The organism is Escherichia sp. TW14182, from assembly GCF_000208525.1.
Classification (GTDB): domain Bacteria; phylum Pseudomonadota; class Gammaproteobacteria; order Enterobacterales; family Enterobacteriaceae; genus Escherichia; species Escherichia ruysiae.
The window spans coordinates 1-1,371 of sequence record NZ_AEJZ01000363.1; the positions used below are offsets into that span (position 1 = coordinate 1).

The following is a 1,371-nucleotide window of genomic DNA, read 5'->3' on the forward strand; positions in this document are numbered from 1 at the left end:
TCAATCTGTTAATGACAGCATTGATTTCAAAGTTATATACTCTACAAATATTACATCAGCAAATTAGACAAATAATGTATTAATAAACAATGAACTTTAAGTCATTCTATTTTTAACAGCGCAGCCAAACTCCCAAAAACAATAATCAGGGAGAATTAATAAAAATTAAAAATATTTTCAGTGAATATGAAAATATTGCTATTTATATTAAAAAGATGTCCAGGCCGGTCTTTCATTCTCTTCTTGTCAACATCGCGACAACTTTCGTAAAACACCCCCGCCCTGCTTCAGGTATACTATGTCCCTCGATTCCACAAACATCAGGCAGACCATGACAGACTTAATCCAACGCCCTCGTCGCCTGCGCAAATCTCCTGCGCTGCGCGCTATGTTTGAAGAGACAACACTTAGCCTTAACGACCTGGTGTTGCCGATCTTTGTTGAAGAAGAAATTGACGACTACAAAGCCGTTGAAGCCATGCCGGGCGTAATGCGTATTCCAGAGAAACATCTGGCGCGCGAAATCGAACGTATCGCCAACGCCGGTATTCGGTCAGTAATGACTTTCGGCATCTCTCACCATACCGATGAAACGGGCAGCGATGCCTGGCGGGAAGATGGTCTGGTGGCGCGTATGTCACGCATTTGCAAGCAGACCGTGCCTGAAATGATCGTTATGTCAGACACCTGTTTCTGCGAATACACCTCTCACGGTCACTGCGGTGTGCTGTGCGAGCACGGCGTCGACAACGACGCGACCCTCGAAAATTTAGGCAAACAAGCAGTGGTCGCTGCTGCTGCGGGTGCAGACTTCATCGCCCCTTCCGCCGCAATGGACGGTCAGGTACAGGCGATTCGTCAGGCGCTGGACGCTGCGGGTTTTAAAGATACGGCGATCATGTCGTATTCGACCAAGTTCGCTTCCTCCTTTTATGGTCCGTTCCGTGAAGCTGCCGGAAGCGCATTAAAAGGTGACCGCAAAAGCTATCAGATGAACCCAATGAACCGTCGCGAAGCGATTCGTGAATCACTGCTGGATGAAGCTCAGGGCGCAGACTGCCTGATGGTTAAACCAGCCGGAGCGTACCTGGACATCGTGCGTGAGCTGCGTGAACGTACTGAACTGCCGATTGGCGCGTATCAGGTAAGCGGCGAGTACGCGATGATTAAGTTCGCCGCGCTGGCGGGTGCTATAGATGAAGAGAAAGTAGTGCTCGAAAGCTTAGGTTCGATTAAGCGTGCGGGTGCGGATCTGATTTTCAGCTACTTTGCGCTGGATCTGGCTGAGAAGAAGATTCTGCGTTAATTTTGTTTCCTCTCAGAAAGGGGGAGTTAACCTGTTGAAAGTACGGTGAACGCCCCCTCACCCTA

1 protein-coding gene is annotated in these 1,371 nt (G+C 48.6%); it reads left to right on the forward strand.

Going from position 1 to position 1,371, the window contains the following annotated elements:
• Positions 1-331: 331 nt before the first annotated feature.
• Entirely contained in the window at positions 332-1,306 is a 975-nt protein-coding gene (gene hemB, locus EQY_RS0121790) for a porphobilinogen synthase (protein ID WP_001295337.1), read from the forward strand.
• The last annotated feature ends 65 nt before the right edge of the window (positions 1,307-1,371 follow it).